Source organism: Bacillus sp. N447-1 (assembly GCF_022701035.1).
GTDB lineage: Bacteria > Bacillota > Bacilli > Bacillales > Bacillaceae_G > Bacillus_A > Bacillus_A cereus.
In genome coordinates this window covers 5097719-5123519 of record NZ_CP065509.1, presented here as the reverse complement: position 1 = coordinate 5123519, position 25801 = coordinate 5097719, and the positions used below count along the sequence as shown (strand labels likewise).

Below are 25801 nucleotides of genomic sequence, written 5' to 3'. Positions count from 1 at the left end.
AGTTATATTTTTTGAGTCTAACTTTTTCCAACGTTTTCTTAATGATTTTCCTTTTCTCTCGGCACTACAGTTAAGTTTGTATTTTTATCTACTTTCTTATTTTCTACCGTTCGTTTTGCTTATTCTTTTTCTATTTTATCTGCAATCGTTGAATAACTCTCCTCTATACCATTGGTAATTTCATCCTTTTATTTTGGATGCCCACCTAATCTAGTAATTTTATTAATGCTTCTATATTCTTTCATAGTCATTTTTCTTCTATTTATTTTCTTCACTATACATATTCGGAGAAATACATAGTTTTATGGGGTCAAAAAATATTTTTATAAAAAATACATATTTATTTCAAAAATAAAAACCACCAATTTGAAAAGGATAATCAAATTGGTGGTTTTCTTATAATATCTATTAAATTAAGTTGGATTCTCATTATATCTAAAAAGTACTAGCTATCCTCTTCTGATTTTCTCCATTTTTATCTTTCTTGGTTATCATAATATGTCTTATCTGCGTATTTTCTATCATTTCCTTTTAGATAAGCTAAAATTACTTTTGGATTTTTAAGTAAAGTCCAGTCTCCATATGTATCAAATCTTCTGCATGAAGTTATCATTCCATTTTTAATAGTACCGAATTTCTTATTATTTTTCTTTCCCCACTCTTTTAAACGTTTAGCGAAATCTGCATCTTCTGCCATAAGCATGTTTTCATTAAATCCGTTGATTGCCATAAAGTCTTTTCTATAGCACCAAAAAATCCCTACAGATATAGCTCCGTACTTAAAAAGTAAGGGGATTATGATTAACATTGCGGAGAGAAATATTCCTAAAGATATTCTTTCAAACTTCCCATTTACTCCACCACCAATGTATTTATCTGAAGTTAAATATTTATCTACATTAAACAACATAGACTCTGTCATTATCGTATCAGCGTCTATAGTGACGATTATTTCTCCACTAGCTATTTTTGCCCCTGCATTTCGGATTTTAGATAAGTTTTTATCGTTATTTTTCAATGTAACACAATTATAAGATTTTGCTATTTCCTCTGTTTTATCTGTACAACGATTTAAAACAACTATAACTTCCGTTTGCTCTTTATATGCCTCTGATGCCTTTGCAATTGAATCTAAACATTTTCTAATGTACTTTTCTTCATTATGCGCAGGAATTATAATAGAAAACTTCACATCTTTTTTCAAATTAACTCCTGAAGATTCGTTTGTCTCAGTCATAATATTCCCCCCTTATTTTATAAGGTAAATATCTACTATACATAAATTATATTAATATTTATTAGGTTATATTATAGAAACTGACGGTAAAGAGGCTCTTACTGTCGACGTTCAAAAGCAAGACGTACAGCAAGCCCCGTTAAAACACTTGCCATAAGCCAACGCTGTACTCGTAGCCACGTCGGGCGTGTGCCAAACCATTTTGCAATTTTACTTGCTGTACATACAATTACAAGGTTAACTATAAAGCTAACAGTGATTTGCGTAAGCCCCAAAACTGCACCTTGAAAAAGCAACGATCCCTTCTCTGGATCTTCAAATTGAGGTAGAAGTGATACATACAAAATAGCAATCTTTGGATTCAGAAGATTCGTCATGAGTCCCATCAGAAATAATTTCCTTGGTGGCTCATTAGAAATCATACGAGGTTCCATAATAGATGTAGCACCCGGTTTAATCGAATTCCAGGCGAGCCAGAGCAAGTAAGCAGCACCTGCCCACTTTACTGCTTCATATACAGCGGGAACAGCAACGAATAGAACTGTAAGTCCAAACATAGTTGCGATTATATAGATTACAAATCCGAGCATGATGCCCAATAAAGAAATAAATCCCGCCATACGTCCTTGCGTAATGGAACGGGAAATGAGGTAAATCATATTAGGCCCAGGTGAACAAACCATGCTAAGCGAAACAATTGCAAAAGCTACCAATGTACTCAAACTGACCATAAACCTTCCCCCTTTATTTTACATAAAATTTCCTATTGTACATTTTATCATGATTGAGGAGAGAAAAGATTAATATAAAACGATGCAGCTAAGTAATATTATCGGATCGAATGTATTGTAATCACATACTTCTCATTCTCTTAAGTAAGGATCTAAGAGTACCCTATCCATAGAGCTACTAAAACCACTACAAATAAAGCAAAACAACATGTGATATTTCGAATTCATTTTTGTATATCACCAAAATACCTTTCTATAAATATAGCGTTGATAGTAAGCATAAGAAATAAAACAAAGAAAGGCAGCGAGGTATAGGTCCATTTTTATCTTCATGGCTGGAATTATACCCCTTACCAAACTTCTAAATAAAATGTATAGCTGAGTAGTTACCTTATTTTTCAAAAAAACATTCTGATTATTTCTTTTTCACTTCTTCTACAAATTCCCATGTCTCTCCGTTATCTTTTGATTGATAAAGTGCACTACTATCGCCATTGTAGTCTCCATCTGCCCCTTGTCCAACTAACATATTAAAAACCCCATCTTTCTCATATGGCATACTAGGTGAATCAAAAGGACTTATTGTGGACTGTGTATGATCTAATTTCACTTCATGCGGCGGATATTCTACCTTTTTGAAAGATACTCCCCCATCATCTGTGCGATATAACTCTCCTTCATTACCAGAAGGCCTAATTGCTCCTAAAAAACCAAGTTTATCATTTATAAAAGTGATTCCTGATACACTACCAATCCCCCCATTAAATGGGTCTGGATTGATAACCTCCCATGTTTTCCCTTCATCACTAGTCTTGCTTAATGAATAAAAGGCGCTCCCTAATGCTTTATCTGTCATATTTAGTTTATAACCAACTTCTTTCGATAGGAAAAACTGTTCTTTTTCATTCTTTAAATCTTGTTGTTTCTTCTCTTTAAGCATATCTTCTTTTGGAGGCGTCTTTGATTTACTCCAACTTGCGTCACTTATTAAATTATATCTAGCAGGGACTAGCTCTTGCTCTTTTCCAGGAACAAATATAGATACAGTATATCCAATGATATCAGAAGCTGCTTTTTTAAGACTCTGCCCCTTACCATCCTCAGTAATATTAATAATTCCCTCTGTATTGGATCCCCAATTTCTTTTTCCATAATAAATCAACCCATACTTACTTTCATTCCATTTTCTAACCGTTTGCTTAACTGGAATCGCCTTAACCGTTTCAATTAAAGGTTCTACTAATTTATCATCATTATAATCAGGCTTTGCGTATCCGTCTCGTATTATAGTAATATCTTCTGACTTCTTCTTATTATAAGAGATTAAATAAGTTTCTTCTTTCCCATCATCATTTTTCCCATAAACAAATGTATCAAACGCTGTGATTGTTCCATCTGAATGAAATGTAAGATCAAAATCAGTTGCCATATACAATTTCTTTGGCAAAGGATATTTTTATTTATATCTTCAAAAATACCTTCTACTCCAGACTTATATATATTATTATGTTTAAGTTTAACTGACCTTTCATGTTTTAACTTTTCTATAAACCATGCCAATTTACCATTGTAATTTATTGCACTTTTATAAATCTGCATCCCATAAAATGATGTAATTGCAACAATAATGATAATAGAAATGGATCTCCATGCTATTGAATTTGTTAATTTTTAGATTCATATTCTCTATTTTTATCACCCGCATTGTAGTAAATGTAGTTATGGATATAAAAAGTACTATACATAATAACAAAATGTAAATATTATAATTCATTCTTCCGTACTTACAGTATAAAGCCAACTCATAACAAAAATTCCGTATACAATTATTAGTATTGGATTTGTTACTAATGACAGAAGTATCCTTTTGTATTTTCTCTAAATATAGAAACCACCCTAATTACATGAATTACTGATATTAAGTATACTTTATTGTAAAGTAACAAAAAGCTATTTAATCTTGCCGCAAAAAATACAATAGACATCTTTCTATTAAAGCCGTTTACAAATCTAGTTGTTTCATAGACAATGGATTTTTGAGTGAATACTAAAGTTGCTTCATTTATATGAATTACAAATCCAAGCATGATGCTTAATAAAAAAATAAATCCTGTCATACGCCCCTGTGTAATGGAACGAGAAATAAGATAAATCAAAATAGGCCCAGGTGAACAAACCATACTAAGTAAAACAAGCGCAAAAGCTAGCAAAGTACTCAGGCTCACCATAAACCTTCCTTCTTTATCTTACATAAAATTTCCTATTGTACATTTTATCATGATTGAGGAGAGAAAAGATTAATATAAAACGATGCAGCTAAGTAATATTATCGGATCAAATGTAGTGTAATCACATATTTCTCATTCTCTTAAGTAAGTACTAAAAATAACCTATCCATAGAGCTACTAAAACCACTACGAATAAAGCAAAGCAACATGTAATATTTCGAATCCACTTTTGTATATCACCAAAATACCTTTCTATAAATATAGCGTTGATAGTAAGCATAAGAAATAAAACAATGTAAGTAAAAGATCCCAATTTATCGTTAAATTTTTCATTAGTAAATGTACTTACATGAAGGAATAGAAAAACAAACGTTACTATGAATAGCTCAAATAATCTTTTTTTATTCAATCTGCCACCACCTTACAGCAATTCCCTTTTATTCCATTTTATCAGAACATACTGTGTAGCAGTATATGAATATTATATTCATTTCAAAAAGGCCAACAATACAAGATCGTTAGCCTCTACTTTCTATATTCGCACCTTTTATCACTTTACTTCCTAACAACCGGAATCCACATTTCACCAAATACTAAGCCATTTCTCTGCCCCATCTCAACCGTTGTATTCGGTCCACCAACATAGGCAAAATCCTTTGCTTCTGGTAAAGCTTGACCGAAGGCGATGCCAGTAAGCTTATTACTTAGCTCTTCAGCCGTTTGGTCTTCCCCTTTCACTACTAAGTATTCTCCCCTCGGAAACTGAATCACTCTAGATTCTTCTTCTATTTGTGCTTCTGTCATGACACCCGCATAATACATCATTTTGTTATTCACCGCTTCGCTCACGGAAAAAATGTATTCATTTGTAGCTAAAGCTTTTAAAGTGTCCAGCCTTCCATCTTCTTTAACAGCCGACCAAAAGTCTTCCTTTTCTTTATTTATTCCAGCAAAGTCTGTGTATTCACTCTTAATTTCAGTTCCAATACCTAACACAATAAAGCTATCTTTTTCTTCTATAGTATAATTTTTCATGTTCAAAACCTGCCTCTTTTTTTATTAATCAAACGATTTATCTTTTCATCTGATACGTTTATAATACCTTTAAACCATGTCAAAAAATGATACTGTTTAGGAGACTAAAATGAAAAAAGTTGAACGGATTAATACAATTATGCGGTATATCAACAACCGCTCTCACTTTACAATTTCTGAAATTATACAAGAATTTAACATATCACGGTCGACAGCTATTAGAGACATTAGAGAAATTGAAGCTATGGGAATGCCACTTGTCACTGAAGTTGGGAGGACTGGGGGATATTTTGTTATGCACAACTCTATCCTGCCCGTTGTTCGCTTTACTGATAATGAAGTGAAAGCTCTTTTTATTGCCTTTATGGCTACAAGGAATCAACAACTTCCCTACCTAAAGAGTCGTCAATCTTTAGCCGAAAAACTACTAGGACTCATCTCAGAAACCCAGCAAGATGATCTCGTTCTTTTAAATCAACTCTTGCTTTTCCAAGGGACTAACCCTCATAATCCCGATCTACTTGAGCTTTCTGATCTCCCCCATCCTATGTTAGAAAAACTCATTCAAATCCTTCTTTTGGATAACCATTTATTGATTACTATGAAAGAAGATGAAGAAATCAAGTCTTATCCAATTTATCTATTGCACCTTTATCAAGAAAAAAGCCATTGGATCATTGAAGGGTTTGACTTAAAAAAAGAAAAGAAGATGATGTTTCCTGTCGATGATCTCATTAATATCGAACCATACACGACGAACAAAAGGCTAAATAAGAAAAAGATTTTAGAAAAACTAAGTAAGAAGGACGAAGCAATTAACCTTGTATTTGAACTTGGTCCGACAGCAATTGCCCAGTTCAAAAAATACCATCCTTTAAAAATTTCAATATCTTATACTAATCCTTACCAATCCACAGCCATTTTACAAACTTTTATCAATGTTAACAATCCCGATGAAATGACGGAAATAATAAATTGGCTGCTTTTTCTAGGGAAGGATATTAAAATCAAAGAAATTCCCGATGAAGTATTAGCAGATTTACAAAAACGAGTGCGCTTATACATTCCATAAGCAGTGAGCCTCAAATATTAAGCTTTATGGACAATTATTCTATTTTTAAATACCATTTCATTTACTACAATGAGAGCATGATAAATAATAAAAGCACGGAAAATCTCCCGTGCTTTTCTAAATATATATTATTCCTGAAGGTTTCGTTTATCTCGTTTCTTACCCTAACTGACGTTTAAATGCTTTACTGGCGAAAAAGTAAGAAATAATCATTATACCTACGCACCAAGCGAGCGCAATCCAAATATCGTTTCCAACAGTTCCTTCATATAAAAGAGCACGAATCGCATTCACGATTGAAGTTACAGGCTGATTCTCTGCAAACGCACGAACAATTTTTGGCATCGTTTCGGTAGGCACAAAGGCCGAACTAATAAATGGAAGAAAAACTAGCGGGTACGAGTAAGCAGTCGCCCCTTCCATAGACCTCGCTTTCAATCCTGGAATGATAGCTAGCCATGTTAGCGCCAGCGTAAACATCCCAAGTATCCCAGCTACCGCGAGCCAATCTAGAATATTAGCACTGGAACGGAAACCCATTAAGAGTGCAACAAGAATAACCACCACGATAGTAAGTACATTAGCAACCAGAGAGGTTAGAACGTGAGCCCACAATATCGATGAGCGCTTAATAGGCATCGTAATGAAACGTGCCATCAGCCCACTCTTTACATCCGTAAAGAGTCGCACGGAAGTGTAAGCTACACCGGATGCGATAGCCATTAGCAAAATTCCCGGCAATAAATAATTAACGTAGTTTTCCGTTCCAGTTTTTATTGCGCCGCCAAACACGTAGACAAATAATAGCATCATCATAATCGGTGTAATCGCTACTGTAATAATTGTATCCGGACTGCGCATAATGTTACGCATTAAACGACCTAGTAATACACCTGTTTTACTTTTCATTTACATCTCCTCCTTTTTGCCAATGATCGAAAGGAATATTTCTTCCAATGTCGGTTGCTTCTCGATATACTCCACTTTTGCTGGCGGGAACATCTCTTTTAGTTCAGCAAGAGTACCTGTCGTAATAATTTTTCCGCCATGCAAAATAGCGATACTGTCTGCCAGTTGTTCTGCTTCCTCCAAGTACTGAGTCGTAAGCAAAATAGTTGTACCGCTACCAGCAAGTTCCTTGACTGTATCCCACACTTCGATTCGCGCTTCAGGATCAAGTCCAGTCGTTGGTTCGTCAAGAAAAATAACTGCTGGCGCCCCAATCAAACTCATCGCGATATCAAGCCGGCGCTTCATCCCGCCTGAATACTGATCTGCCCTTTGGTTTGCCGCATCAGTCAGGCTAAATCTTGCAAGTAGATTGTCAGCAACTTGAGCGGGATTAGAAACACCACGTAATTTGGCGATCATTATCAAGTTTTCCCTCCCAGTCAGCATACCGTCTAAAGCTGCAAACTGCCCTGTCAAACTGATACTTTGACGAACATGATCTGGTTGACTCTGTACATCAAATCCACAAATACTTACTTCACCGCTATCTTGCTTCATTAGTGTCGAAAGGATGTTGATCGTTGTCGTCTTTCCCGCTCCATTTGAGCCTAGCAGCGCGAAAATTTCTCCACGCTGCACCTCAAAATCTACCCCTTTTAAAACTTCCTTGTCTTTAAAGGATTTTTTCAAGCCTTTTACAGAAATCGCTGCATGACTCATACATTTTTCCTCCCTATAAAAATGTTTTGCGAAGATAATTTATTTACCTCTATCTATTTAGTATCACTGATATTCTGTATCACTTAGTACCAAGCTAAAAATATAACTGAATAGCTATGGTGGCAATTCATATGTGTAACCAGCTAATCAGTCGGTATTACTTATTCCATTTATTTTTTTCTCAATTTCTTCATAATACTTTCATTCAAATCTTCACGATACTTGGAGACGTAAGTTCTAGCATTTGCCACTAGTTCGTCAGCAAAGGAAGCCACGTCATCCCCAGTAATGTCAAGCACTTGTCTTCCTTCTGCTGCACCAGCTTCAAACAAATCGATTAATTCATACTGTATGTGTAACATATCCATACCGTTACCCGCTGAGAAATTCCACATGTAGTTTTGAATTTTCTTAAATACAAACTGATAGTCCTCTGGCAGAGCCTCAACTCGTGCCATCATCATTTTGTACTCTTTTTTATCACCAATTAACTTTTTGAACATTTCTAACATCTTATTTTCCTCCTTTTTTATAAAACCGAACAAGAAATTCCCAAAGTATCGGCCGGAACATTTTATCTTATGAACCTATTTTGACTTCAAGACGTTAATTTTTGACGATACAAAATCCCATTTTTCCCAAAACAATTCAAGCTCCTGGCGGCCTTCTTCATTTAATGAATAAAACTTACGAGGCGGTCCCATATCTGATGGTTTCTTTTCAATATTCACAAGCTTTTTCTTCTCTAATCGTACGAGGATGGTATACACCGTACCTTCCACAACTTCGGTAAACCCAAGATCATTCAGGTGGCGGGTAATCTCATAGCCATACGTTTCACGGCGACTAATGATTTCCAGTACACAGCCTTCCAGTGAACCTTTCAGCATTTCAGTTAAATTTTCCATGTCCTGATCCTCCTTTACCCCCTATTCTGTCTGACTTATATTCAGTATCACAGAGTACTAAGGCGAATTTTTTACTGAACAGTTTTTGTGAATCTGAACTATTCAGTATCACTTATTACATCTACATTGTATGACTAAGTAGCGATGAATGTCAACTTTATTTTCAAAAAAATTAAAAATCCGCTTTACCCTAACCGGATACAGCCTACTTTTTTTATTGTAAGGACCATCACACTAGCAAAACAGAACTGATTCAAAGTGTAATTTAAATCAGCTCTGTTTTATTGTTTTTATACCGATATATCTTGTTTTTTCACGATACGAATTGTTTCTCACTACCATTCCCATTGCATATAAAGCATAAAGGCAAGTGCGGTCAGAGAAAATTTCTAGAGATTATCCGTACATGATACGAGCCCCTAAAATACAATTCTGTTAGAAATCTGTTCTCTATATTCTCTTTTATTTTATTTCTGATAGTTGATTAGCAACACTATCTAAAAATTTTTCTATCTTTTCTTTTGATGTATCCGGCGCATGATAACCGATCGTAAATGTAAGCCTTCCATTATAAGAGCTTGCTCCCATTGAAAAGAATGGTGCATACATAATAGGTGATGCCATATACCCGTCCTCAGCTTGAATTTGACCAAACTGAATAGGTTCCTCAGCAATCACTCCCAAATTTGTCAGTAATGGCAACGCCATCCCCATCTGTACAGCCTGTTCATATTGCTGATTATACATTTCCTTCACTGTAGATAGCTTCATTTCTGCCAGTAACTCCATTCCTGCTGCTGAAGAAAGACCTGGATTTTGAGACTTTATTTTATCCATTGATTGTTTAACTCGAACAAGAGTCTGCTTAAATGTTTCATCGTCTTCCATTTTAATCACTGGCATTTCCATACCGGATAAGTTGCAAATAGCACCAGTTGTATTATTAGGCAGATATCGACGTAAATCAATTGTCAAACCAATCATTTTTTCTGCAGTGCGAGGTTCTGCATACACAGTGAAATGTGATAAAACTCGGAAGTAAGCAGTCATGATTACATCATTCAAGGTAACCTGTTGTGCTTTTGTCCATTGGGTTAAACGTAGAGTTTGCTTATGGCTCAATCGCCGTACGGACATTTGGGGAAATTTATTTTTGTTAGGTTGAGATGGAAAAGACCATAACGATGCCTGTTGTTCTTGGTTAGGACGATACGCACTTTTTATGTCCGATATTCCAGCGTATTTGAATACATGTGATTGATCTCGACAACTCTCATTTCCCTCATCAAATTCCTTTATAATTTGCTTCTTAGACCGTCCCAATGAAAGGTGAGTATATATTGTTCCAAGCAATTTTATATATTCCTTGACTCCTGCACCATCTGAACATAGATGAGACAATTTCACAACTAACATATCTATTGTAGTGCCCCGTAATAATTTCGTTTGAACCATAGGCCCCTGAATACGATCACCAGGTTCCTTAATAAAATCTATTGCCATTATTTCAAGTTCTTGATTATTTCCTTCTGCAAAAAAGCAAATAGATGAGTTAGTGTCAGATGAATGTTCCTCCCAGTAAGGAATATCATTTTCTACAAACCGGCTGTTCAAAACTGGTTGCAATTGCAACGTTATCCTTACTGATTCTTCAAGTATTTCCTTGGATATACCTACAGGAAAATAAAGAACTGCATTAATTTGTTGATCTGCAGAATAAAGACCTAATACATAATTCATTCGATCTTGTGGTGTTACTGAATACTTTCTTTTCTCCATAATTCCGTCCCCCTTTAGGACTTTTTGTATAACCCTATTTTCCATATGCTTGTAATTTTTCTAGTCATTTTTCTTCAAGAGCTAATAACGCTTATTTTTCGAATTTTTAACGAAATCATCTTCTTCGTATTGGTTTCATTCTTTTTACAGGTGATATATTCATTATTTTATTGTTATCAACACTGCCTAACCTTACAATAAAACCAAACGAAAATAAATTAAGTTTACATATACATAAACATTTTATTATAACGTCTATAAATTATCAATACAGCAAATAAATCATTTTTATGTCTGTCAATAAAAACAATATATTCAAGGTCCACTTCATAATAAAAGATTGATGTGCATGTAAATGTACCCATATCACTTTCAAAATAAGAATGAGAATTTTTTCAACAAAAATAAGATGCAGTTATTGATTTTACAGTAAAAAGCCCTCCATTTTGAAAATGCGCAATCAAAATGAGTAGGGCTATTTCAATTTAAATTTTATAAAAGAATGATTATCATAAATAATATTTTACTTTTTAGTCTACCTTATTATTTTCAATCCATTTTCCTAATAAATGAATGGATTTTATTCCTATAATTTGAGGTGGTATCGTTGGTTTTAAAATAGAAAGCTTATTTTCAAATCAAATGAAAAAGAGGTAAAATTATAGATATTCATGTAGAAATTTCGTTTTGAGGATACTTAAAATCTTAAGGTGATGGGCATGTGGTGTTATACTTTAAAAGCTCTATAAATTTTATAGATATAGCGATTTTCTTTATTAATAATCATTTGTATGTGTGTTTACTCACACACATACAAATGATTATTAAAGCCACAATTAAGTGAAAACATCTTTTCCGTTACGATAACATCATAGCCATGTCTTCTGCTGCATTTGTAATTAGTTTTAAACCAAATGTTTCTTGTAATACATCAAGCACGCCAGGTGAAATAAATTCAGGAGCCTTTGGACCGATGCGAATATCTTGAATTCCAAGACTAAATAGCCCGAGTAAAATGGCAACCGCTTTTTGTTCAAACCATGATAGCACAATACTTACTGGCAATTCATTCACTTCACATTGGAAAGCATCAGCTAATGCAGCTGCTATTTTCACTGTAGAAATGGAATTATTACATTGTCCTAAGTCGATGTAGCGCGGAATCTCGGTACCAGGTACAACACCGTAATCCACATCATTAAAGCGGAATTTCCCGCAAGAAGTTGTTAAAATAACTGTTTCTGACGGAAGTGACGTTGCTAATTCACGATAATATTCTCCACCTTTTCCCGGTGCATCACAACCGGCAATAACAAAGAAACGCTTTATCTTCCCCTCTTTTACTGCATTAATAATTTCCGGAGCTAATGATAATACTGTATTATGATGAAACCCTGTTACTAACTGTTCATCCGACTCCATATGTACTTCTGAAAGTTCTAGTGCTTTTTGAATCAATGGTGTAAAATCATCATTTTCAATTTTTTGTACACCCTCTAAACCTGCAATGTCATATGAAAAGAATCGATCAGAGTATGATCCTTTAATTGGCATAACACAGTTCGTTGTAGCTAATATGGCACCAGTAAATTTTTCAAAAAGGCGTCTTTGATCATACCATGCCTTACCGATGTTTCCTTTTAAATGTTTATATTTTTTCAGTTGCGGGTATCCGTGTGCTGGTAGCATTTCAGAATGCGTATAAATATTAATGTCTTTTCCTTCTGTTTGCTTTAATAGTTCTTCTAATGCAAATAAATTATGGCCCGTAACTACAATTGCTTTACCTTCTACACGATTTTGTGTAATTTGTACAGGTTCTGGCACACCAAAATGATTCGTATGTGCCTCATCTAATAATTCCATCACCCGTAAAGCTGATTTCCCAACTTTCATAGCCATATCAATATGCTCTTGTTCGTTAAAATTAGAATTTGTTAATGTCATATATAAAGCTTCTTGTGTTGTAGCATCTACAAATCCATCCGTATACCCTAGCTGAGCAGCATGTGTGCGATAAGCTGCAATTCCTTTTAGCCCAAACACAATCGTATCTTGTAGACTCGCAATCGTTTCATTCTTGCCACAAACACCCATTACTTTACATCCGCCTGTTGGCGTTTGTTCACATTGATAACAAAACATATCATCCCACCCTCTCCCAATCATTCATTACACCTTAAGCATAATACCCATTGAAAAAAAGTGATGTGATATCAATCACAATAATATATAAAGATTTGTGACAGTTCATATTGTTGACATAATACTTTTATTGACATCCAAAAAATATACATTAGTGTGCACACATCTTTCGATACTTTTAAATAGCTAAATAATTAATTTAGAGAAATATATACAACAAAAAATTTTTTGAATCCCTTATACAAATAATTGCAATTCATCTCATATGAAAATAGCGTATTTTTATTTTAAGGAACTATCATTTTTTATTAAAGCCTTCATTGTAAACCTCTTTATTTACAATACATTTACACTATCTTAACATTACTTACATTATTTATATGATATATTTATATAGAAGCTACTTAAGAAATTTCATATACATTTTATCTTTATGATCTCTAATCTAATCAATAAAAGATCATGTTATATTTTTATAACAGGGTGAATTACGATGACTGAAACTTTAAAAACACTTATAATGCTTGATGCTACTTACGTTGTTATTGCAATTATGACAGTACTAGTATTTGTATACTTGGAATTAAAATCTCAGTAATATATGCTGACGTAATCGACAGATTCAGCATTTAAATATAGTTAGAAGAAAGAAAGGAGAAAATTATTTCTCCTTTCTTTTGTATTTCTACAATTTCTTATTTTAATAAATCCAATGTATGTAAAAGTAACCCCTTGTCTCCTACTTCTCCATGACCAGGTACTACCGAATTTATATTTCCATATCGCTTCAGCACATTCTCAATCGATGTAGACCATTCATTTACATACGCATCCGCAACATTTCCTAAATCTTTAGCTTCCGCAGATTTTACTAAACAGCCTCCAGCTAAAATTTGATATTGTGGCAGCCAAACAACAATATTATCTTCTGTATGTCCTTTCCCTGGATAGAACGTTTCTACTTTTGTATTGCCAAACTTCAAACTCGTAATTATTTGTAAATCTCCAAGCGGCTCTTCATATCCACTGTTCTTTGCTAGTTCTGCGGTTAATGCTGTACTATGCGCTTTAATTCCTCTTTCTTTCAACGTTTTTATTCCGCCAATTCGATCAGCGTGCGCATGTGTAATAATGACATCCGTTATGCGCTTCTGAAATTTCTTTTCTACCATTTCTATTAGTTCCTTCGTTAATTTGTTATCCCAAGAAGAATCAACAAGCACTAGTCCTTTAGCAGTATTAAGAACTAGACCGTTCGAAGGAACTGCTTCTCCATTAAAATAACCTAACTCCGTATGAACCCATACATTCTTGTTTAACTGAGATATTGAAATGGTTCCCGTCTCATTTTTTATTACTGTTTTCTCTACCTTTTGTGATGCTTGTACAGAAGAAATTGTGCTAACAAATTGAATTGTTCCTAGTAAACCTACACATAATCCTACTTTTAACAACGTATTCTTTTTCATGTTATCAACCCTTTCTTTCAAGCTAAATAGTTATTACCTATATTAGACAATTTATCTCAAATGTTTGTTCCATATAATTGGACACTTTATTATCGCCGCTTATGTAAATACACGCATGGTGCAGTGAAAAAAGATCACCCAAATGGATGATCTTTTTTATAATTTATTAACATATTGCTTCGCTTCTAGTAAGGAAAAACCAAAAGCTTCTCTTACTCTCTTAACTGCTGTAACTTTTTTGCCTTCTTCTACAAGCTGGCGTAGTTCTTTATTAATTTCAGGTTCTCTTTCTACAATTCCCATTTCTTTCGTAATTAATTGTAATCTATCTTCAATTCTCTTTAAATGCGCATCATTTTTCTTTTCAATTGTAGTTAATTTTTCAGCGATATAAATGAAACCAAAGGCTACTATCAGTATAACCGTCCAGAATTCCATGAATGTTCCCCCCTTACTAACTTTCATTTGCTTTAATTCCACTAACTTATGTAAATTTTACCCCAATACACATTTAATGTATAATATCACTATATCAAACTGTTAATAAAACCTATTATTTTAGGGGGACACTTTATGAAAAGATTTTTAAATACGTTACTTCAATTTGTAGTTCTTTCAATCGTGCTACATTTGTTATTTGATATAGTTGGTTGGCTTGTTTTCAATGCACCAATTAAAAACAAACAAATCATCATTTCTTTAATAACAATCTCATGGGTTATGTACATGTACCGAGACAAATTTTTTCAAAAGTTCACTTCAAACTAACTAAAAAAGAAAACACTTCATTGGTGAGGTTGTAAAAACGTTATCCTTATAATGAAAATAAAGAAGCTGTCCCTTCCAGCTTCTTTACCTATATAACATTTTTCGCAACAATTTTTATATGTTCTGGTGCGATAATCTCCGTTATACTTTCTTGGAAATCTTCCCGCAACATTTCTTCCAAATGTTCTAACTGCACTTCAACATGAGTGCATTCTAAATTATGTATATTTAACAGTGCATAATGATCTTTTTTCTTAATTACTAAATATTGATTTTCCTCTGTCACAAGTACAGAACCTAATCGGACTCCTAGTAAGCGTTGATCATCAAACTTCATAATTACTTCTCCTTCCCTCATATAAACAAAATTACAATGAAAATAATTACATTTATGGAAAAACACACTTATTTAGACTATATCATAATTTACTAAAATAGAAATATCTTTTTCTGTTTTAATAAAAATCCCTATTTTTTCGTATATTTCGATACAAAAAACTTTCTCAACATTAAATTTGAATTTTCAGTTTTTAATTCTATGAAAGTCTATTATAATAAAGTTAATAAATGTTTGACCTCTCCTAATTCATGTACATATGGATGATCAGTAGTTATTGCTACTGATCTATTTTTTTGATTTCAGAAAGTACATACGCTGCATCCTTTCCTACACCACAAATAAGTGCGGAACCCCTTTGAGATTGCCATGGTAAACCGATATAATACAATCCTTTTACTGGACTGATTCCCTTTATATGATTAGGAAATCCTTTCTCATTCACTGCCTGTTCAATTTCAATCCAATTATAATTTTGTACAAAACCAGTTGACCATATAACGCTTTCTGCACTATAAGTATCACCATTCTGAAACATAATGTTATTTCCTGATGCACTTACTACTTTTTCTTGCAGTTTGATTGCTCCATTACGAATAAGTTTCTTACCTTCAAAACCGAAAATAGGGTCCTTTCTCTTCTGAAACCATCTTCCCCTCTTTGTATTTATTTCAGCGTACAATAAACCCACTTTTTCTAGCAGATTAAAAATACTTTTTCCAAAAAGTTGTAATGGTAAAAACGTTAAAGAATGACTAATAGACACCGTAACTTCATGAGTCTTTGCCAGTTCTACTGCAATTTGCATTCCTGAATTCCCACCACCTACTACTAGTACTTTTCCCTTAGGAATTTGTGACGGTGATTTATATTGTGATGAATGTATTTGAAAAATATGTGATGATAGATTTGCTAAAACTGAGGGAATAAACGGCTGCTGAAAAGCACCTGTTGCGATAATAACTTTTTTCGTTTGTAAAATTTCTGTAGGAGTATGTAATTCAAATATTTCTTTTTCTTTCTTTATTTTTAGAACTTCCGTTTGTAATTGTACCGGTAATTGAAAATGTCTTGCATATTCTTCTAAATAAGTTGCAATTTCATCTTTATATGGAAATTCATTTTTTTCACCTATTAACGCCATACCCGGCAAGCTACTGTAAGACCTTGGGGTAAAAAGCTGCAAAGAATCATATCGATTTCTCCATGAATCACCAACTCGCTTTCCTGCCTCAAGTAATAAAAAATTATACCCTTCCTGCTTCAAGTAATATCCCATTGTTAATCCAGCTTGACCTGCCCCAATAATAATTAGATCTTTCATTCTAATCCCTCCTCTTCTTAAACGTATGAATATTTGTTCATATATTCATACGTTTCCAAAATCATAACATTTTCTTTTTATATGATTCAATATCTACTCAAAATAAAAAAGAGCAGTTCACTGCTCTATGAACTACTCTTCATTCCATTTCTACAATTTTTCCTCGTATAGTGTAATTCTATTTGAAAACGGATCAATTACAGTTAATTCAATTGTACCCCAAGGTGTTTTTTCTATATTCGGCTTCGAATAAGCATATTCTTTACTTAATAATACAGAATGATAATCCTTTACATCATCTATTTTGATCCGAATCGCACCACCTGGTGAGGCATCACCATGATGTTCTGATAAATGTATCACAGCATCCTGTAACGAAATTTGCAAATATAATGGCATATTTTCCTCATACCGATGTTCCCAATCCAGTTTAAATCCTAAAAAACCTAAGTAAAATAGTTTTGCTTTTTCAATATCAAAAATTCTAAATATAGGTGTTATCATTTATACTCTCCTCCTATTTATAAACATCTGCTGCCAATTCTCTCAAAACATCCACGTTTACTACTTCATAGCATCCATCGTTCTTCTTTATTATCTCTTTATCACAAAAAATATTTAATGTTCGCAACAAATGCCGATAGCTCGTTCCTAACAATTCCGCTATTTCCGTTAAATTCCCACTAAATACAATTCTATTTTCATGCTGAACTGCTCGTTCCCCTGCTGCTAACATGTAACTCGCAAGTCTATTTTCAAGCGGATACAATAAATTAATTGTACTATTTTTTGAAAGTCGATTTAACTTATGTGCTAACGATCCACAAATACATCTTAAAAATTTCGCATCATGAAATAGCTGATTTCTCACTTTTCCTAATGGTAAACCAACACAATATGAATCTGCCATTACTTGTACATTTGAAGTAATCCTTTGGGAATGAATTAACTCCACATCTCCAAGTAACTGCAAACTATCATAAAAACACAGTAATACGGATTTTCCGTTACTTAATGTGTTAAACGCTTTCGCTTTTCCTTCAACAAAGAAATATAAATAATCTATCTCTTCATTTTCTACAAATAAACTCATTCTTTTTAAAAATATAAGTTCCATATATGGCTTCATATCATGACTAAAAATGAATCAATATTATTTTGCTTTATATACTCTGCTAATTTAATAGAATTACATACTTTCTTCATAGTTCCCCACCTTTACAACTCATCCCCATTGTAATCAAAATTTTCTTCTTCCACTATGACATATGTCATAGTAATACACAATTTCAGCATGATACAGTCATTACAAATATGAAATATAAAGGGGATATTGCATTGTATAACTTTCTTTCTGTCTTTATTGGTGTACTCATCGCCGTTATGCTTCCATTGAATGGGATTTTATCTGAGTTAATTGGCAAGTATACAGCAAGCGTAGTCATTCACCTTGTCGGTTTAATTGCAGTTATTTTCGTTTTAATCTTAAACAAACATAAAATTCATTTCGATAAAGGTATTCCACTTTTTTTATATAGCGCTGGAGCGATTGGAGTATTCACTGTTCTTTTTAATAATATAAGTTTCTCCGTCCTTGGTGCCTCTATTACGATCGCATTAAGTTTACTCGGCCAATCCATTGCTTCCATCATTATCGATCATTTTGGATTATTAGGAATGAAAGTTGCAAAGTTTGAAAAGAAAAAACTAGTTGGATTAGCATTCATCTCTTCTGGGATTATTATCATGACAATATATTAATGGGGGCAAAAATATGTTATATATTACGATCGCTATTTTAGCTGGTGTTTCTATCGTCGTTGCTAGAATTATTAACGCGAATTTAGCAAAGGAAATTGGAAACTGGGAAGGCACGTTTTTCAATTATATTACTGGATTATTTTTCTCTATGTTGTTTTTAATTTTCAGTTCAGATTCATTGTATATGCCTATTCATACGTTGCAATCTATTCCTATCGCCGTGTATTTAGGCGGATTAGTAGGCGTTATCGTTATTTCGTTATCCAACTATATTACTCCTAAAATATCAGCCTTTTATTTAACATTACTCATCTTTATCGGACAATTATTTGCGGGGACTATTATTGATTTCTTCCTGACAAATGAACTCTCAATCGGGAAAGTTATCGGTGGCATTTTCGTATTAATTGGGCTCACTTACAATTTACTCATAGATCGCCCGATAAAAACTGTGAAGCATAACCAAGTTCAACTATAATACTTTACGCTTACCTATCATATATTAATAGAAAAGCTCTTCACACGAAGTAATAGAGAGGAGAAAATCCTATTAAAAAAATTATTTTATTGCTAGGTAGCGTATTAATTATTTCTGGAATTGCATGGTTTATAAACTCGGGAAAATCTATTCAAGATCTCTATACTGCAAATAAACCGAAAAAGAAAGCTACTATTATTTCAAGCTCGCGAGATCCAAATGAGCCCCCTGTTTTTTTAGGAAAACAGGAAATAAAAGATATACATGTCGAATCAATTAAAACAAAACAGGATATCTTTCTCACAAAAACAGATGAATTAAAAACGTTTATTAACAGTATGAATACCGCAAAAAAAGGTAAATTAACATTAGATGAAGAAGGATCAGACTTAATAGATTGTGATATGTGGATTACTTTCGAGGATGGAACTTATAAAAAATATTTCATATGGGTAGTTGATCATCACAGTAGCGAAGTGATGATTGCTCAGCAAGATACTCCTGATGATGTAAAACTTACGTACTATCAGTTAAACGAAGATAGTTCAAAAAAAGTTTATAATTTATTTAAAAAAATTATTTAAACGAAAAAGTCATGAGCACGCGAACTCATGACTTTTTGCACTATATATACTCAGGGAACACTCTACAACCCTTTTCCTGCTCTATATCATGACCAAAGAAAACAATTGGTTTCTCTTTCGCCACAACTCCTTTTAAACGTTTAATTGAAGATAAAGCTAATTCTGGATCAAATCCTGCGAACGGCACTTCATCTTCAAAATTCTCTTTCGTGTACGATGCATCAATTGTTAATAAAACTGAACCGGATTGCTCCGTCTCAATGAATAACGACTGATGGCCTGGAGAATGACCTGGCGTATACAATAATTGAACACCTGGTACCACTTCATAATCCCCTTCAATAATTTTGTAGTTCAAATGCGGTAATATACATTCTTTCATATATTCTTCTCTATGAAGTGCTGCCTCATATTCCGTTCGCTGCACAATAATCGGTGTATTTGTAAAAGCACCGTTTCCTCCTGCATGATCAAAATGTAAGTGAGAACTAATAATATATAAAAGGTCGTCCGGCTCATACCCTACACGCTTTAATATATTCACGATTCTATCTTCTTCAGTCATTTTCGGTAAAATCTGTCCTTCAACAAATGTACCGTTAAAAAGCCCTTCATTATTAACTGCACTTTCTGGCATACCTGTATCTACTAAAATAGGCCCCTCTTCTGTCTCCAAAAGATAACACCATACAGGTAAGTTCAATAAATTCCCCGGCGCGAGTGTACCATTAACAGAAGAATGATCTAACATACAACGACCTGCTGGGATGAAATAAAGCTTCTTTACTGTCATTATGTATCCACCTTTACATTTAGTTTGGGATAAAGTAATACAATAAAAAATTCTTCTTTTTAGAAATAAACTCCTTCTAGACTATCAGTACAGCTTACATAAAAAAGAAACATTAACACCGATTAACGCTGAAAACTTAAAGAAAGCACATGCACTACTTGAAAGCGGGCACACCATTGGAAAAATCGTATTAGAGAAATTTTAATCATGATAGTGACAGATAGTATGTAAAATTATATTAACGATTTTTCGAATATATCTATCATAACGTACAATATATCAACGATTTTTCAAATATATCTATCACAAATCAAATTATATCAACGATTCGTCAAGGTATATCGATTTATCGACAAATAGCAACAATAAGAAAAGGCTGTTCAAGATGAACAGCCTTTTCTTTATTTACTTGAAATCTCTTTATTATTTTGAACGTCTAACGGAGCTCGCTTTCCTATTCCGAAAGCATAGAAACTAATTGTAACGATAGCTAAGAAAATAATACCTACAACTAATGAAATACGAGTATCATCGTTAAACCACATTCCGATTAATACCATAATTAAAAAGGCAATCGTTAAATAGTTTGTTACAGGAGCAAATGGCATTTTGAATGGATGATCTTTCATCTCTGCTCCCTTTTCTTTTCTAAAATTAATTTGACTAATTAAAATGACAAACCATGGTACCATACCAGGAAGTACACTCGCACTATATACATATACGAATAAGTTTTTCGGTGCGATGTAACTTAAAACAACACCAACCGCCAGACCGATAATTACGCCAACTGTACCAAATAAAGGTACACCATTTCCAGAAAGTTTCGTAAAATATTTCGGTGCTTGTCCATTTACACCTAACGTATAAAGCATACGACCAGCACTATAAATACCACTATTACAACCAGACATTGCTGCTGTAATAACAACAAAGTTAATAAGTCCAGCTGCTGCCGTAATACCAACCTTCGCAAAAGTTGCTACGAACGGGCTACCAATTGTACTTAATTGATCCCACGGATACACAGTTACAATAACGAAAATAGCACCGATGTAGAAAATTAAAATACGCCAAATTGTACTTTGAATCGCTCTTGTAAGTGTCTTCTTTGGATCCTTCGCTTCACCAGCAGTAATACCGATTAATTCCACACCTTGGTATGCACCAACTACAAGTGATAATGCAAAGAAGAATCCTGAAAAACCACCTGTAAAGAAACCGCCATTTGACCAAAGATTAGATATGCCAATCGCTTCTCCGCCGTTACCAATTCCAAAGAAAATAAGGCCAAATCCCGCAATAATCATTAATAGAATCGTAACGATTTTAATCATCGCGAACCAAAATTCAAATTCACCAAATGACTTAACTGAAATTAAGTTAGCTGCACCAAGAATAACCATTGCGATTATACCTGGTATCCAAGCTGGTAAATCCGGGAACCAATATTGCATATATGCTCCAACCGCGATAATTTCTGACATCCCAACGATAACCCACTGGAACCAGTTACTCCACGCTGTCATATAACCAGCTAACGGGTGAATATACTTATGACCGAACGTCGCAAATGAGCCTGTACTTGGCTCCATATACAACATTTCTCCCATGGCACGCATGATGAAGAAGATAAAAATACCTGCAATGGCATAAGCAAGCATTACTGACGGACCTGTCCATTTAATTGTGCTGGCTGACCCCATAAACAAACCAACACCAATCGTTCCGCCTAAAGCAATCATTTGAATATGACGTGCTTCTAAACCTCTTTTCAATTCTTTGTTTGCCACTTCACTTCCCCCTCTTAGATGATTCATAGCCGCATTTTAACACAAGATGCTTTCCCCTAATTCCTTTCGGCCCTGAAAATGATGAAGCAAACGTCATTTTACACTAGCTTTAAAGCTATCCTAAAATCGTTTTGTGCTCCTAATAAAATTCTCAAAACCTTTCATCTTCCAATATTCTATAAATCTTAAAATTACTTACCTTATATTAATTCATTAATCTGAAAAATTCAATTATTTTTTCAATAAATTATTATACATAAGTCTGATTAATTTTTAACTAAATTAACAATAAAATACATCTATTCAATATGATTCCGGCATGTATATTATTACAATATAAATAACCGAGGAGAGTATTTCTTCCTCGGTTTCATATCTCAAATACTTCAACCTTTATAGTTGATAACGTAATTCCCCACACATTCGATTTATATACCAATGAGAAATTTAATATATTAATAAACTACTAACTTCTTTACCCCAGCCAAAATATAAAAGAGTCTCATTAAAAAATGAGACTCTTTTACAATTTCATATTTAAATCGATTTCGAAGTTTGCTTACCAAAGATAAATACCCTAGTAAACACTGCCATTATAACTACAATAACTAGAAAATAAAGTGGCATCACTAGTAACGAGCCTGTATGCAGCTGACTCATTCCCAAAATTGTCATCGTTACAATTACATAGTACCCTAAACTAAACAATGCACCTGCTGTACCAATGACATCTTGAAAATCTACTAACGCTAAACTTAAACAGTTAGGTAACGCTACTCCAATCCCTAATAACAATATAAACATTGCTATTAAAAATACAACCATATATATTACATTCGGATTTAATCCAATAAACGTAATAACAGATAAAAGGATAGCTCCCCCTGTCATTACGAGACAACCGATATATATAATTTTCTCTGGTTTATAAGTAGCAAGTAAACGTTTTGAAATTTTCGCTCCAACAATAGAAGCAGATGCAACAACAATTCCTAGAAATCCATACATACTAGGCGATAATTGAAAATATTCAATAAAGATAAACGGCGCTTCTGCATAATAGCTAAATAAAACACCATTTGCTCCTCCAATTAACAGCCCATATGTTACCACTTTCGGATTTGTAATTAACCTCTTCGAGACTGAAAATACATTTATTTTATTCGTTACTGAGATCGTTTTTGTTTCAGGGAGAGAAACAAACGTATACAGAAAAATACCGATACTCATAACTACTAAACTTAAAAATACTATTTTAAATCCAAACATTTGATCAAGAAAGCCACCAATTAACGGTCCTATCGCTGGTGTAAAAGCAATGACTGCCGAGATTTGAGCAAACATAACATGCCGCTTATGCCCTTCTACACTTTCCCGAAGAATCGTTTGTGTAACCACGGATCCTGCACTTGCTCCAAACGCTTGAATAAAACGACTTATCAATAAAACTTCAATGGAACTTGCAATATAGCATAAGAAACTCCCAGCGCCATATACGACAATTCCAAGTAACATCGCCCGGCGACGACCCATTATATCTGATAACCACCCAATAAAAAATACACCTAACGCAAAACCAGCAAAATACACACTAAGTGTTAACTGCACCTCATTATTACTTACATGTAACGCCTTTGAAATGTCTGGTAAAGACGGTGTGTAAATCGTTTCACTAATTTGCGGAAATGCGACAAGAACAATCATTAACAAAAGTGATGGTACTGAGACTTTTTTCATTTTTCATACCCTCCTATAACTTTGAAAATCTCAGAAATAAAAAGACTTTCCTTAGCTACGGAACAGGAGGGGCCATTATAGAAATCCGTTCATAAAACAACAAAGAAAACACCTCAATTACGTATGTTAATACTTATAGGAGGGTAATATTAACATCGATTTTTAAATATACTTTTTCAATTATATTACATACTACGTTTCTTTTACTAGTGCTCGGCCTTGGAGGATTGTTAAAAAGATAACTTGATGCAGTCACCTTTTTATGGAATAATTAGAAATAGTTTGAATTATTAAGTTTAATTATTAAACGATAGACTAGCCTTTCATTCAAGTTTTTATCACCTTTAATTGAAGGTTCTTTTTCTCTTTCTAGATCTTTTATAACTACTTTAATCATTCTTGTAACTATATCAATCCTCTATTAATTTCCTTAGAGGATAAGTATGCAGATGAAAAGGAAACGGAAAATTTATAGCTTCTCATTTACATAAAAGAAAGAGGGAGCTCCCCTCTTTCTTTTAAATCATCCCTTTTAATATCAATCCTAAAACTGACATTATTATCGCACTAATAATAATTCGCAAAATCCAAGTAGTGTTTGTACTTATTTTTTCTAATTGCTTATTGATTGTTGCTATATCTTTCTCATTAATAGTAGTACGCGTTTCTAAAGCACGAATGTCTCTCATAATTTCTTTTTGCTCCGCCTTGAGACTGTCAATTTTAGCGTAAACATCTTCCATATATTCACACCCTCTGTTCATCTTAATAGAAAAATCTATATATATTATGAGACAACCCTCTTACCTGTGAATACATTGCGTACATCCGCGTACCAAATTATTTGTACAATCTAATTGAATTATTCATATGTTTCCTATCTTCTATATAAATCAGCGTTAAGATAAATTAAAAAAGGAATCCCTTGTTTATTTAACAACAAACAAGGTGCAATCCAACATTCGGGAGCACCTACGATAATTTCTATTGTTTTCATATTTACAACTCCATATAATCAGTATGATTTTCTGAAGAAGCCACTTTTGAACTGCTTAAAGTATACTAATATGAATACGAAATAGCTGTATTGATAAACTCTCTAGAACAATAAATATACTGGCTGAAACGGATCTATATCCAATATTTTTCCAGTAACATGAATGGTTATTTCTGATAAATACGTTTGTATATCATTGTTTTCAAAAATTTCATCCTCAACCTTTACAATATCTGCTTCACAATCTACTTCTTTAAAAGTTTTCAATAATTTTGTTTCCAATAAACTACAATCAAAATTCTCATCTTTTATTACGGCAAATTTAACCTTCATATCGATTTCCCCATTTTTAACAAACTAAAATCATTAAATCAATATAAATATATATTATTCTATTAAATAATTCAAAATATACGCTTCTCATATACATTATTAAAAATCAGTTCTAAAGAATTAAATGCAAAAGAAATTACATATACAAATCCCTATTTCAACTTAACTTTGTGTAATAATGCATATTTCAAATACATTATTTCCTTTCACTCATACTTTTATCATTGAGTTTTTATTCACAAATTCGTAACACATATATATGAGTTATTATGCTAAAATTAGTTTATTCACAAGAAGAAGTTATTCTTAATAAATCAATCATTTTTAATACCCTGTTTAAAGCCTTGCCCCCCTGCAAGGCTTTTTCCTATTTAACTAGAGTAGTAGTTTTCGTTATGCATCTCTCCCCTTTGTTCCTTACCCTACAAATAATACTGAATGTTTATTTTACTTTTTCAACATCCTTACTCGCTCTGTTCGAGAGCTCTTTACCAAATATTCAATCTAATGATAAAATTGACCAAATTAATATTTTCGTCCATAACTGTATCAAAAAGTACACTAAAGAAAAAATAGCACTCTCACGATTAAGTAAACGCGAGCTTTTTTCTTCTATCTACT

Annotated in this window: 24 protein-coding genes and 6 pseudogenes; 6 read left to right on the top strand and 24 right to left on the bottom strand. The window is 33.4% G+C overall.

Going from position 1 to position 25801, the window contains the following annotated elements; genetic code table 11:
- Positions 1–475: 475 nt before the first annotated feature.
- The 7 genes and pseudogenes from IQ781_RS26220 to IQ781_RS26190 form a co-directional block, all read right to left on the bottom strand.
- Positions 476–1237, bottom strand: a complete 762-nt coding sequence (locus tag IQ781_RS26220; protein WP_139846874.1) for a glycosyltransferase family 2 protein — start codon at positions 1235–1237, stop codon at positions 476–478.
- A 98-nt stretch (positions 1238–1335) separates the two neighbouring features.
- Positions 1336–1968: a LysE family translocator gene (locus tag IQ781_RS26215; RefSeq protein ID WP_023522590.1), complete on the bottom strand. Its 633-nt coding sequence runs from the start codon at positions 1966–1968 to the stop codon at positions 1336–1338.
- Between the two features lie 152 nt (positions 1969–2120).
- Positions 2121–2276 (bottom strand): annotated as a pseudogene (locus tag IQ781_RS26210) (DUF3963 domain-containing protein); the annotation flags it as partial.
- 107 nt (positions 2277–2383) lie between these two features.
- A pseudogene (locus IQ781_RS26205) lies at positions 2384–3863 on the bottom strand (WD40/YVTN/BNR-like repeat-containing protein).
- Between the two features lie 167 nt (positions 3864–4030).
- Positions 4031–4196 (bottom strand): annotated as a pseudogene (locus IQ781_RS26200) (LysE family translocator); the annotation flags it as partial.
- A gap of 151 nt (positions 4197–4347) precedes the next feature.
- Positions 4348–4605 carry a DUF3963 domain-containing protein gene (locus IQ781_RS26195; RefSeq protein ID WP_001036214.1) on the bottom strand — a complete coding sequence of 86 codons (258 nt, stop codon included), beginning with the start codon at positions 4603–4605 and terminating at the stop codon, positions 4348–4350.
- Positions 4606–4751: 146 nt separating this feature from the next.
- Positions 4752–5231, bottom strand: a complete 480-nt coding sequence (locus IQ781_RS26190; protein ID WP_000801042.1) for a GyrI-like domain-containing protein — start codon at positions 5229–5231, stop codon at positions 4752–4754.
- 109 nt (positions 5232–5340) lie between these two features.
- Here IQ781_RS26190 and IQ781_RS26185 point away from each other — a divergent pair, with 109 nt between their 5' ends.
- Complete coding sequence (locus IQ781_RS26185) at positions 5341–6303, top strand: helix-turn-helix transcriptional regulator (RefSeq protein WP_139846875.1); 963 nt, start codon at positions 5341–5343, stop codon at positions 6301–6303.
- Between the two features lie 159 nt (positions 6304–6462).
- On the opposite strand, the gene IQ781_RS26180 is transcribed toward IQ781_RS26185, so the two are convergent.
- From IQ781_RS26180 to IQ781_RS26145, 8 genes are all read right to left on the bottom strand, one after another.
- Positions 6463–7212 carry an ABC transporter permease gene (locus IQ781_RS26180; protein WP_000837815.1) on the bottom strand — a complete coding sequence of 250 codons (750 nt, stop codon included), beginning with the start codon at positions 7210–7212 and terminating at the stop codon, positions 6463–6465.
- The gene (locus tag IQ781_RS26175) at positions 7213–7974 is read right to left on the bottom strand and encodes an ABC transporter ATP-binding protein (RefSeq protein ID WP_063220849.1); all 762 of its coding nucleotides are present in this window, start codon (positions 7972–7974) and stop codon (positions 7213–7215) included.
- A 170-nt stretch (positions 7975–8144) separates the two neighbouring features.
- A complete protein-coding gene (locus IQ781_RS26170; protein WP_063220848.1) occupies positions 8145–8486 on the bottom strand; it encodes a DUF1048 domain-containing protein in 342 nt (113 codons plus the stop codon).
- A gap of 75 nt (positions 8487–8561) precedes the next feature.
- Entirely contained in the window at positions 8562–8882 is a 321-nt protein-coding gene (locus IQ781_RS26165; protein ID WP_000429487.1) for a PadR family transcriptional regulator, read from the bottom strand.
- Between the two features lie 462 nt (positions 8883–9344).
- The gene (locus tag IQ781_RS26160; RefSeq protein ID WP_063220847.1) at positions 9345–10661 is read right to left on the bottom strand and encodes a condensation domain-containing protein; all 1317 of its coding nucleotides are present in this window, start codon (positions 10659–10661) and stop codon (positions 9345–9347) included.
- Positions 10662–11519: 858 nt separating this feature from the next.
- Positions 11520–12806, bottom strand: coding sequence for a hydroxylamine reductase (gene hcp / locus IQ781_RS26155; protein WP_002204729.1), 1287 nt, complete (start codon positions 12804–12806; stop codon positions 11520–11522).
- A gap of 695 nt (positions 12807–13501) precedes the next feature.
- Positions 13502–14275, bottom strand: coding sequence for a BcII family subclass B1 metallo-beta-lactamase (bla2, locus tag IQ781_RS26150; protein ID WP_000742476.1), 774 nt, complete (start codon positions 14273–14275; stop codon positions 13502–13504).
- Between the two features lie 156 nt (positions 14276–14431).
- Complete coding sequence (locus tag IQ781_RS26145; RefSeq protein WP_000397734.1) at positions 14432–14713, bottom strand: hypothetical protein; 282 nt, start codon at positions 14711–14713, stop codon at positions 14432–14434.
- 135 nt (positions 14714–14848) lie between these two features.
- Between IQ781_RS26145 and IQ781_RS26140 the strand changes: the two genes are divergently transcribed.
- Positions 14849–15043 (top strand): hypothetical protein, encoded by a 195-nt coding sequence (locus tag IQ781_RS26140; RefSeq protein ID WP_000819660.1) that lies wholly within the window; start codon positions 14849–14851, stop codon positions 15041–15043.
- Positions 15044–15131: 88 nt separating this feature from the next.
- Here the strand turns inward: IQ781_RS26140 and IQ781_RS26135 are convergent, their stop codons facing one another.
- The 4 genes and pseudogenes from IQ781_RS26135 to yeiL form a co-directional block, all read right to left on the bottom strand.
- The gene (locus IQ781_RS26135; RefSeq protein ID WP_000666948.1) at positions 15132–15380 is read right to left on the bottom strand and encodes a hypothetical protein; all 249 of its coding nucleotides are present in this window, start codon (positions 15378–15380) and stop codon (positions 15132–15134) included.
- A gap of 280 nt (positions 15381–15660) precedes the next feature.
- Positions 15661–16704: a flavin-containing monooxygenase gene (locus IQ781_RS26130; protein ID WP_063220846.1), complete on the bottom strand. Its 1044-nt coding sequence runs from the start codon at positions 16702–16704 to the stop codon at positions 15661–15663.
- Between the two features lie 150 nt (positions 16705–16854).
- Positions 16855–17208: a glyoxalase superfamily protein gene (locus tag IQ781_RS26125; protein ID WP_000632403.1), complete on the bottom strand. Its 354-nt coding sequence runs from the start codon at positions 17206–17208 to the stop codon at positions 16855–16857.
- Between the two features lie 13 nt (positions 17209–17221).
- Positions 17222–17910, bottom strand: a pseudogene (gene yeiL / locus IQ781_RS26120) (transcriptional regulator YeiL).
- Positions 17911–18018: 108 nt separating this feature from the next.
- On the opposite strand from yeiL, the gene IQ781_RS26115 reads away from it, so the two are divergent.
- The 3 genes from IQ781_RS26115 (at position 18019) to IQ781_RS26105 (ending at position 19527) form a co-directional block, all read left to right on the top strand.
- Positions 18019–18465 carry a DMT family transporter gene (locus IQ781_RS26115; protein WP_048655704.1) on the top strand — a complete coding sequence of 149 codons (447 nt, stop codon included), beginning with the start codon at positions 18019–18021 and terminating at the stop codon, positions 18463–18465.
- Positions 18466–18478: 13 nt separating this feature from the next.
- Positions 18479–18943 (top strand): DMT family transporter, encoded by a 465-nt coding sequence (locus IQ781_RS26110; protein WP_242808202.1) that lies wholly within the window; start codon positions 18479–18481, stop codon positions 18941–18943.
- Between the two features lie 89 nt (positions 18944–19032).
- The gene (locus IQ781_RS26105) at positions 19033–19527 is read left to right on the top strand and encodes a hypothetical protein (RefSeq protein ID WP_000901700.1); all 495 of its coding nucleotides are present in this window, start codon (positions 19033–19035) and stop codon (positions 19525–19527) included.
- Between the two features lie 40 nt (positions 19528–19567).
- On the opposite strand, the gene aiiA is transcribed toward IQ781_RS26105, so the two are convergent.
- The 3 genes from aiiA to IQ781_RS26090 form a co-directional block, all read right to left on the bottom strand.
- A complete protein-coding gene (aiiA, locus tag IQ781_RS26100; RefSeq protein ID WP_000216574.1) occupies positions 19568–20320 on the bottom strand; it encodes a quorum-quenching N-acyl homoserine lactonase AiiA in 753 nt (250 codons plus the stop codon).
- A gap of 401 nt (positions 20321–20721) precedes the next feature.
- Positions 20722–22113 carry an amino acid permease gene (locus IQ781_RS26095; protein ID WP_001284404.1) on the bottom strand — a complete coding sequence of 464 codons (1392 nt, stop codon included), beginning with the start codon at positions 22111–22113 and terminating at the stop codon, positions 20722–20724.
- Positions 22114–22650: 537 nt separating this feature from the next.
- Positions 22651–23850: a multidrug effflux MFS transporter gene (locus tag IQ781_RS26090; protein WP_063220844.1), complete on the bottom strand. Its 1200-nt coding sequence runs from the start codon at positions 23848–23850 to the stop codon at positions 22651–22653.
- A 320-nt stretch (positions 23851–24170) separates the two neighbouring features.
- On the opposite strand from IQ781_RS26090, the pseudogene IQ781_RS26085 reads away from it, so the two are divergent.
- Positions 24171–24325, top strand: a pseudogene (locus IQ781_RS26085) (DUF5823 family protein); the annotation flags it as partial.
- Between the two features lie 43 nt (positions 24326–24368).
- On the opposite strand, the gene IQ781_RS26080 reads toward IQ781_RS26085, so the two are convergent.
- Together IQ781_RS26080 and IQ781_RS26075 are read right to left on the bottom strand one after the other, a co-directional pair.
- Positions 24369–24593 (bottom strand): hemolysin XhlA family protein, encoded by a 225-nt coding sequence (locus tag IQ781_RS26080; protein WP_000390461.1) that lies wholly within the window; start codon positions 24591–24593, stop codon positions 24369–24371.
- 309 nt (positions 24594–24902) lie between these two features.
- A pseudogene (locus tag IQ781_RS26075) lies at positions 24903–25180 on the bottom strand (hypothetical protein).
- Positions 25181–25801 lie beyond the last annotated feature (621 nt).